The organism is Prevotella sp. P5-64 (genome assembly GCF_002251285.1).
GTDB lineage: Bacteria > Bacteroidota > Bacteroidia > Bacteroidales > Bacteroidaceae > Prevotella.
In genome coordinates, this window is record NZ_NPJK01000002.1 from 39,813 (window position 1) to 48,664 (window position 8,852).

6 protein-coding genes are annotated in these 8,852 nt (G+C 53.3%); 2 read left to right on the forward strand and 4 right to left on the reverse strand.

Annotated features, from left to right (window positions below; genetic code table 11):
- Positions 1-21 precede the first annotated feature (21 nt).
- Positions 22-2,013, reverse strand: a complete 1,992-nt coding sequence (locus tag CIK87_RS00195) for a RagB/SusD family nutrient uptake outer membrane protein (RefSeq protein ID WP_094384448.1) — start codon at positions 2,011-2,013, stop codon at positions 22-24.
- A gap of 13 nt (positions 2,014-2,026) precedes the next feature.
- Positions 2,027-5,098, reverse strand: coding sequence for a TonB-dependent receptor (locus tag CIK87_RS00200; protein ID WP_254046475.1), 3,072 nt, complete (start codon positions 5,096-5,098; stop codon positions 2,027-2,029).
- 727 nt (positions 5,099-5,825) lie between these two features.
- Here CIK87_RS00200 and CIK87_RS00205 point away from each other — a divergent pair.
- Positions 5,826-6,059: a hypothetical protein gene (locus CIK87_RS00205; protein WP_094384452.1), complete on the forward strand. Its 234-nt coding sequence runs from the start codon at positions 5,826-5,828 to the stop codon at positions 6,057-6,059.
- Positions 6,060-6,373: 314 nt separating this feature from the next.
- On the opposite strand, the gene dacB is transcribed toward CIK87_RS00205, so the two are convergent.
- Positions 6,374-7,630 (reverse strand): D-alanyl-D-alanine carboxypeptidase/D-alanyl-D-alanine-endopeptidase, encoded by a 1,257-nt coding sequence (dacB, locus tag CIK87_RS00210; RefSeq protein ID WP_094384454.1) that lies wholly within the window; start codon positions 7,628-7,630, stop codon positions 6,374-6,376.
- Positions 7,627-8,013 carry a hypothetical protein gene (locus CIK87_RS00215; RefSeq protein WP_094384456.1) on the reverse strand — a complete coding sequence of 129 codons (387 nt, stop codon included), beginning with the start codon at positions 8,011-8,013 and terminating at the stop codon, positions 7,627-7,629. The genes dacB and CIK87_RS00215 overlap by 4 nt, the downstream gene beginning before the upstream one ends.
- An 89-nt stretch (positions 8,014-8,102) precedes the next feature.
- On the opposite strand from CIK87_RS00215, the gene CIK87_RS00220 reads away from it, so the two are divergent.
- Positions 8,103-8,852, forward strand: a 750-nt coding sequence (locus tag CIK87_RS00220; protein WP_144008043.1) for an FAD-binding protein, incomplete at its 3' end; no start/stop codon positions are given.

Genomic DNA, 8,852 nt, shown 5'->3' on the forward strand with positions numbered 1-8,852 from the left:
AATTGTATGCTATTTATTAGTTTACCAACCTGTGTTCTGGATAAGATTAGGATTGTGTTCCATAATCGATGTGCTGATGGGCCAGAAGTAGTCGCGGAGCAAGAAAGGCTGCTCGAACACGAGGGTCTTCTTGTAGTATTCAGTAGGATCCGAGGCGTTCAGGTTGAAGCCGTAGATATTCTTGCTATACTCTGCGGGGGCCTCTTTCCAGCGGCGCAAATCCCAGAAACGCTGGCTCTCGAATGCCATTTCGTTCATGCGGTCCTGGTGTATGATGGCGCGCATACCGGCCTGTGTGCTGTAGTAGCCGGGGTTGGTGCTGTAGCTGTCCCAGGCAGTCTTCACGTCAGGAATATGGGCACGCTCACGGATGTCGTTGAGACACTTGAACATCTCGGCGCTGTTAGGACCATTGGGGCCTTCCACCTCGTTGATGGCCTCGGCGTAGAGCAGGTAGAGGTCAGTGAGACGGATGATAGGATAGGGGAAGAAAGTCGTAGAGACATTCGTTCCGGCATTACCCGATACACGGTTCTGGTAAGGAATGGTACGCTTGGGGAAGTAGCCGGTTACAGGGCCCTGGTTGCCACCGAGCTTGTTGGCATACTTACCATTGCGGCACTCTACATCGAAAATGTCCTCGGGCGAGAGCTGGCCAGGAGCCTTTTGCAGGGTGGCCTCGGGCAACTGACCGAGCCATTTACCACCATCGAAGCCTAAGTAGGCATAGAAACGGGGTTCGCGGTCGAAGTTGAGCTTAACGGTCTCGTAGCCTTTCTCTATATAGTATTTGTGGGCCTCGTCGCCACGTACAATATCAAGCTCGTTCCAGCCGTTCTGGCGATCCCTGTCAACCGTGATTGGCACTCCGTGCTTGGTGTAGAACTCCTCGGCTATCTTCAGAGGCACACCAACGCAGCGGTAACCAGTGATGGGGCCACTCATTCCGAGTGTCTTGGCCTGGAGGTCTACCGTGGCGAGCATCTGCCAATACTGGCGCTCGCTGCTTCCCCATGAGAGCTGGGTGTTGCCCCAGATGAGTTCTGTGTTCCAGGGCTGACAGAGTGTACCACGCAGTATGAGATCGGTCTTCAGCGTGTCGTTGTCGCCCAGACGCAGGGTAATGTCCTGGCCTGTGTACAACTTGATGTTAACCTTCTCGCACTCATCGATGGCATCCTTACAAGCCTGCATGGCATACTTCCAACGCTCCAACTTCTGCTCCTCGGTCTTAGCCGGGAAGAGCTGTACGCCGCGCTTGTCAACGAGGTTCTTCTGATCCTCGTTGCCATTAAACAGGGGGCTGGCAGCATAGCAGGCCACACGGGCCTTCATGGCAGCAGCGGCAGCCTTGGTGACATAGCCATACTCACTCTCGTCAAACGACTCAGACAGATAGGGGATGGCCTTGTCTATCTCGTCCAGGACAAAGTTGAAACAGCTGTCGATGGGGTCGCGGTAAACACGGACCTCTTCTACGCTGGCATCCATGGGCAGACTGTGCTTGGTGATAGGGATGGCACCCCACTTGCGGATAAGGCAGAAGTGGTAGTAAGCCTTGAGGAACCGTCCCTCGGCCTTCCACTGCGCCTTCTCCTCATCGGTCATGTCAGGCACTTTGTCCACGTTGTCTATCAGGTTGTCGCAGTCGCGAATGGCCGTAAAGTAATGATCCCAGTCATTGCCATATACATTGGACTTGCTCTGCAGACCACGGGCTATCATGGTCATGGTCTGGCCGATGTACTTTTGGGTGGTACGGGGATAGAGATCCCACAACTCGTCACCACCGAGCAGAGCCGGGTCGCCACTTCCGAAACCGTCTTTCTGCATATATGAATAGCAGGTACCACGATAACGGATGGCTGTGGAGCGAAGGTTGAAGGCGTCGTCCAGTGTGGGGTCGCCGCCATCGGGCACTACATCAAGGTAATCGTTGCACGATGCAAGGCTCATCAGGGCTACACCGGCAATCAGTACCGAAGTCTTGATTTTGTTAAATATCTTCAACATAATATGGTCTGTTTTATTGGAAGGTAACGTTTAAGCCGATATTGATAGTACGCTGCAGCGGATAGTTCAAGGCTGAGGCTCCCTGCTCGGGGTCCCACATCTTGAAGCTGCTCCAGTTGAGCAGGTTGGTACCCGATACGTAGAAGCGCAGACTGTCCATGTGCCACTTCTTGGTGAGATTGCGTGGAATGGTGTAACCTAACTCCATCTGCTTCAGGCGCAGGAACGAGCCGTCGCGCATCCACCAAGTACTGGTCGGCGTGTTGTTGTTGTTAAGATAGGTGCTCAGGCGGGGCCAGAAGGCATACAGGTTGCGGTTGTCCTCGCTCCAGTGGTCGTCGGCGATAGACTTGAGCAACTGGGTGTGCTGGTAGAATGGGGCCATACCGCCAGTGTTGTTCTTGCTGTAGCCACTGGCGTTGATCCAGAACGACTCGTTGGCCAGGCCCTGGAAGAATACCGAGCAGTCGAAGCCCTTGTAGCCTACCGACACACCGAAACCATAGATAAACTCTGGTGAGGTGGGGTTACCAATGGGCACCATATCGGCCTCGTTGATGATACCATCTTTGTTTACGTCGGTGTACTTGATGTCACCACCGCCGTACTGCGAACCAAAACCGGCCTGCGACGGGCTGTTAGCGGCCTCCTCGTCGTCTACGAACAGACGCTCGGCTATGTAACCCCATTTCTGTTTGATAGAGTAGCCCTTGTGCTGGCGATAAGACTCGGCATAGGTGGGCTCCTCGTAAACCTCGTACTTGCTGCGGGCAAAAGTGAAGTTACCGCGGGCCGATGTCCAGAGATCCTTGTTCCAGTTTTTCTTGTATTCGAGCTGGATGTCTACACCGTGTGCAGAGGCCTCGCCGATGTTGGCGCTGATAGCGGTCTGCAGACCCATAGTCGACGGAATGTCTGCACGGCTCATATATATATCGGTACGCTTCTCGTTGTAGTATTCGGCTATAATGTCCAAGTCCTTGTACAGCTGGAGTTCCACTCCGAAGTTCTGCTTCTTGGAGCGTTCCCATGTAATGGCTGCGTTGGCATAACGCTTAAAGGTGATGCCGTTATAGGCGGTCTGCAGGTTGTTGCCGAAGTGCGATGCGGCCGAGCCAGAGTTCATATTCATCTCAGAGAGATAGAAGAAGCGGTTGGTTGCCTTTCCGATGTTGTCGTTACCTACGAGACCGTAAGAGTAGCGCAGCTTCAGCTTGGTGATAATCTTCTCCAATGGCTTGAAGAACTTCTCGTTAGACATCATCCAGCCGAAACTCATTGAGGGGAAGAAACCCCAGCGGTGCTCCTTAGAGAAACGCTCAGAACCGTTGTAACCGAAGTTGAACTCGGCAAAGTAGCGGTCGTCATAGCCGTAAGTCAATCGGCCTGCCAGGCTCACGTTACGCGAGGGCAGCGAGAGCTGCAGGCTGCCGGCGTTGGCATTGCGCTGCTCGCGGGTGGTGAATACCAACAGGGCACCCAGGGAGTGAACGTCAAAGTGCTGGTTCCAGTACAGGCGGCTTTCCCAGTACATGGTGTTGGTCACGTTCTTCTTTCCTTCTTCATAGGTCAGATAGTCTGTACCATCCTCATTGATACGGTTAATATGGTACTCGCCTGTGTACGAGTCGTAGCTGCCCAGCTGATACCAGTAAGGTTTGAAGTAACGCTTGGTGGTAAAGTCAGAAAGGCGCGTAAGGTTAAAGAGGGTGGTGAACTTCAGGCCCTTGGTGATGAAACTCAGATCCTGGTCCAGCTGTACGGCGGCTATCATCTGCGAGCGCTGGTAGTCTTTGTAGCCGCGAACCATCTCGGCGTATGGGTTGATGTATCCGCCCGTCTCGTAGTTACCGAACATGATGTGCTTGATGCCTATATGGTCATTGTCCATGGGATAGTAGGCGGGGAATAATACGGGGTCGGCGTGCATTACATTGACAAACATCTCGTTACCCGAAGACATCGGGCCGGTGTAGTCGTCAAAGTTGCCGGTAAGGCGCAGGCCCACCTTGGTGGTCTTGGTAACATTGACATCCACGTTGGCACGCATGGTGTAGACCTTGCTGTCAATGTTGTTGTTGAAGCTGTTGCGGTGGTCCACCTTCAGGATACCGCTATCCTGGGTGAAGGCTCCCGATATATAATAGGTAGCCACCTTACCACCACCTCGGATAGACACATCGGCACGGGTGCTCTGTGCGGTGTTCTTGAACAGCATGTTGTACCAGTCGTTGGCAGGGTAGATGATGCGGTTGGCACCAGGCTTGCCCGTGTTCTCTATCTTGTCCTGGCTGTAGATGAGGTCGTCAATGTTGCTGGGATTGCGCGACAGCAGGGCCTCGTTGTAACACTGCATGTAGGTTACGGGGTCGGCTATCTCCACCTTCTTGGTAGGACTTGAGATAGAGTGCTCTATACGTCCGAAAATCTTGGCGGGACCCTCCTCACCACGCTTGGTGGTAACCAGGATGACACCGTTGGCACCGCGGGCTCCGTAGAGGGCTGCGGCCGACGCATCCTTGAGGATAGAGAAACTCTCGATGTCATCGGGACGCAGACGGTTAAGGTCTGTTGTGGTCAGCTCGATGTTGTCGATCAAGATAAGAGGGTTGGAGCCACCCTCGCCGAACGTGGTGACGCCACGAACGAAGAAGTCGGTGTTGTCCTGGCCCGGCTCACCCGAGCGGGTGTAGGCTATCATACCAGCGATGTTACCGGCAAACGACTGGGTAAAGCTGCTCGATGGTACGCGCAGGTCCTTGGCGTTGACCGTGGTAATAGACGCGGTGATACTCTCCTTCTTCTGCTTACCGTAGGCTACGACCGTTACCTCGTCAAGCTCGTTACCCTTGGGGGCAAGCTCTACATTGATAACTGTCTGGTTTCCCACGGTAACGACTTTGTCCTCCATACCTACGTAGGAGAACACAAGTTTGTCGGTTGGCTTGACTTTGATTTCATAGCCACCATCAACGTCGGTCATAACACCCTTTGTGGATTTCTGGACTACTACGCTTGCGCCCGGCAAGGGTTCGCCAGTACCTTTCTCAGAGACTTTTCCCTTGACCGTTATCTCTTGTGCCAAAAGAGACAAAGGCATGAAAAGCAAGAAAAAGAGTAATGTTAAACTACATTTTTTACTCATATTTTATCAATTATTAAGATGATGCTGATGCAAATTTACAATTAATTATGAGACCCAAAAACTTTTTAAGGTGAAAATTGCGTTACAGCAGGTAATTTTTAGCGCAAAATTTGCGCAATTCCAGAACCACGGGGACTAATCAGAAAATAATTGCGTTTCCCCCTATACCTATTTATATATATAAGGGGACATAGTAGAGGGTTGAAAGGTTGGTAACGCCTACGGCTAATCGCAACTCTTACAGAGTAGCTATATTAGTTGATCGCTTACCCAGGGTAGCGTGCTTCGCCCGCAACCCTGGGCTGAGGAAACGCAACTCCTACAGAGTTGCCAGGGATGCGCACCGCCTACGATGGTATAACCATACATGGTTGTTGGTGTGCATATCATCGACAACAACCAAATTATATATAACCCTTGGCGGGCGCATCATCAACGATGAATTATGGCCCGCAAGCAGCAGCAACTCTGTAGGAGTTGCGATTTCATAGCCCAGGGTTGAGGTGCGCAGCGCCTCTACCCTGGGTAAGAACACCACCCTACTTAGCTACTCTGTAAGAGTTGCGGTTAGCCGAAGGCGTTACCACGGCAGGAAACAAGGTTTCAATTGCGGGATTAAACCATTATTAGCTGCCTCAATCAGGGGGTGATATAAACACAAAAAGCCATGCCAACTGTTGTCGGCTTCGCCTTTTTGTGGCTGACGGTGACGCCAGTCGGAAAACTCGTTTTCCTCATTGTCGTCGCCGCCATCCCCAACGCCATGCTTCGCATGACGACAACAGCCGGCATGGTTCAAAAAGCGGCCGGTGGCCGTAAAAAAAGTCCGCCTTTGGCGGTAAAAAAACAGCTGATTGTGTTATTCCATCTGTTTGACACCTGCCGATATAAAATAAGGTAATCTTTTTTTGTACCGGCGTTAGCCGGACTTTTTTACCGCCAACGGCGGACTTTTTGTATTTGCGGCTTTTCAGCCTGCCACAAGGCAGGCGCGGATGGGGGTGGCGGGGAATATCCGAGAGCATGCTCTCGAGATATTTCCCGACACACACGGACGCAAAGGGCGAAGCCCTGAAAAGCCACAAATCTTTTTGTAGTTTCTTGCGATAGCATATTCAAGGATATGGAACCACACGCGACATATAACACATACGGCTAAGCGCAACACGCTATCACCTCCGCTCACATCCTGCTACCTTCCCCCTCTCCCGCCAATCACTGCGGATTGCAGAGGACTTCGCAGACGCGGTCCTGGAAGTGGCGGGCATCGCTGGCGCGCATCACTCCCTGGTTGAGTATGGCGAAACAGAGCTGGTGACCGTTGGCGGCAGTGCAGTAGCCTGCCAACGAGATGACACCGGTGAGGGTGCCGGTCTTTGCCTTGACGTTATCCTTGGTGAAGGTTCCGTGCATACGCTTTTCCAGAGTGCCATCTACTCCTGCCTTAGGCAACGAAGGGAGCAGATGAATATAGATATTCTGATAACGATAGGCATAGCGGAGCAGACGCACCTCGAGTTCGGCGGTGACATAGTTGTAGAGCGACAGACCCGAACCATCGGCAATGCGGTAGCGCTGGCCGTGGAGCCCCACCTTGTCTATAAGGCGACGGATATACTGGCGGGCGTGACGGGCTGAAGCCGGACGGGCGCCACCCGAGGCAGCGAGCTGATAGAAGAGCGACTCGGCATAGAGATTGTCGCTCTCTTTCATCATACGCATGAGTATCTGGTCGATGGTGTGATAACGGGCGCAGATGCAGAAGGCTGTGTCGGGCTTGACGGCGGTAGAGGCAAAAGCCTGGACCACAAGCCCCGACTCGCGCAGTTCACGCTCAAAGCGCTCCATAAACTGGTCCTTGCGGCCATAGATGAGGGGCGTGAGCACGGGGTTGTCGTCGTCCCAGCACCATCCCTCGCCCAGCAGGTCGTAGTCCTTCATGCTCTTGTCGGCATAGAGGTGGCCGCGGATAGTGTCGACGCCCATCTTACGGATGCTCTCGACAAAGGCTGACATATCATCGGCATTGAAGAGGGGGTCCATGCCACCCACGCAGTAGATGTCGCCCTCGAGGGTACGGTTGGCGATATGCCCGGTATAGCACAGCTCGGTCTTGGTCTGATACGAACCGCCGAGACGGTCGATGGCGGCAATGGCGGTGAGCAGCTTCATGGTCGACGCCGGACGCATCATCTGCCGCTCGTTGTGACGGTAGATGACAGAGTCGGCTGTGAGGTCATAGACCATGAGCCCTACCTGAGAGGTCTGGAACATATCGGCCTCGAGGAGACGGTCGATGCCATGTACGGCAGACTGTGGCCACTTCAGCGAGAGCGAGTCGCGCACGAGGGTGTCGGCAGGCAGAGTCCCCCCCACTGTCTCGTCCTCGCCCGCTACGTCCTGGGCCTGTACGGGAACTGCGGTCAGCCACATCAGCAGCCAACCTAATATATATAAATAGGTATGCGTCATTGTTTAACAGTTATTCTCTTTGTCATTTCATCTACAAACAGCTGTTCCATCTGTGGTTTCAGACTCAGCGACCTGCCCTTGCCATACTCTACGAGTACATAGCCGACCAGCCCGAAGCAGTTTGTCATCGTCTGGCAGCGGCTTACATCGGCATAGGCAATGCTGCGGGTACGCGAGAAGCGACCACCGCTCACCACGAGGGCCTCGGGGGTGAAGGAATAGGTGGTATGGAGCACGCGCTCGACCATCAGCACCCACACGGCTGCCACAGGCAGCGCCACCACCACCCTCTGCATCCAGAAGAAGTAGAAGGAGAGCAAAGCCATGAGCACGATGGCACTCACATCGATGGCCGTAACCCTGTAATGGAATATCCTGTTCATAATAACTGTATGCAAAATTACGAATTTAATTGCCAAAAGAGTTATGATTATTATAATTTTTAGTAAATTTGCACCGAAATAAGATAAATATGGTTTACAAGTACGATTTTCTCATTATCGGCTCAGGCGTAGCCGGAATGAGTTATGCGCTTAAGGTAGCGAGAGCACATAAAGGTAAGGTCTGCATGATATGCAAGACATCGCTCAACGAAGCTAACACCTACTTTGCCCAAGGCGGAGTGGCGTCGGTAACCAATCTGCTGAAAGACAATTTCAAAAAGCATATCGAGGACACCATGATAGCCGGTGACTACATCAGCGACCCCAAGGCCGTAGAGCAGGTAGTGACGATGGCGCCCGAGCAGATCAAGGAGCTCGTCAACTGGGGTGTCAACTTCGACCGCAAGGACAACGGCGAGTTCGACCTGCACCGCGAGGGAGGCCACTCCGAGTTCCGCATCCTGCACCATGCCGACGACACCGGTGCCGAGATACAGCGCGGTCTGATGGAAGCCGTGCGCAGCAACCCCGACATCGATATCAAGGAAAACCATTTTGCCGTAGAGATTATTACCCAGCACCACCTCGGTGCGCGCGTCACCCGACGCACTCCCTATATCAACTGCTATGGAGCCTACGTGCTCGACCCCGACACCCAGAAGGTAGACACCTATCTGAGCAAGGTCACCGTGATGTGTACCGGTGGCTGCGGAGCCGTCTACCAGACCACCACCAACCCCGTGATTGCCACGGGCGACGGCGAGGCTATGGTCTACCGCGCCAAGGGCACCGTACAGGACATGGAGTTTGTACAGTTCCACCCCACCTCGCTCTACCAC

What these genes read in the sequence shown, in the direction of transcription:
- CIK87_RS00195 (WP_094384448.1), bottom strand. Translation starts at nt 2,013, where the DNA reads ATGTTGAAGATATTTAACAAAATCAAGACTTCGGTACTGATTGCCGGT.
- dacB (WP_094384454.1), bottom strand. Translation starts at nt 7,630, where the DNA reads ATGACGCATACCTATTTATATATATTAGGTTGGCTGCTGATGTGGCTG.
- CIK87_RS00205 (WP_094384452.1), top strand. Translation starts at nt 5,826, where the DNA reads ATGCCAACTGTTGTCGGCTTCGCCTTTTTGTGGCTGACGGTGACGCCA.
- CIK87_RS00215 (WP_094384456.1), bottom strand. Translation starts at nt 8,013, where the DNA reads ATGAACAGGATATTCCATTACAGGGTTACGGCCATCGATGTGAGTGCC.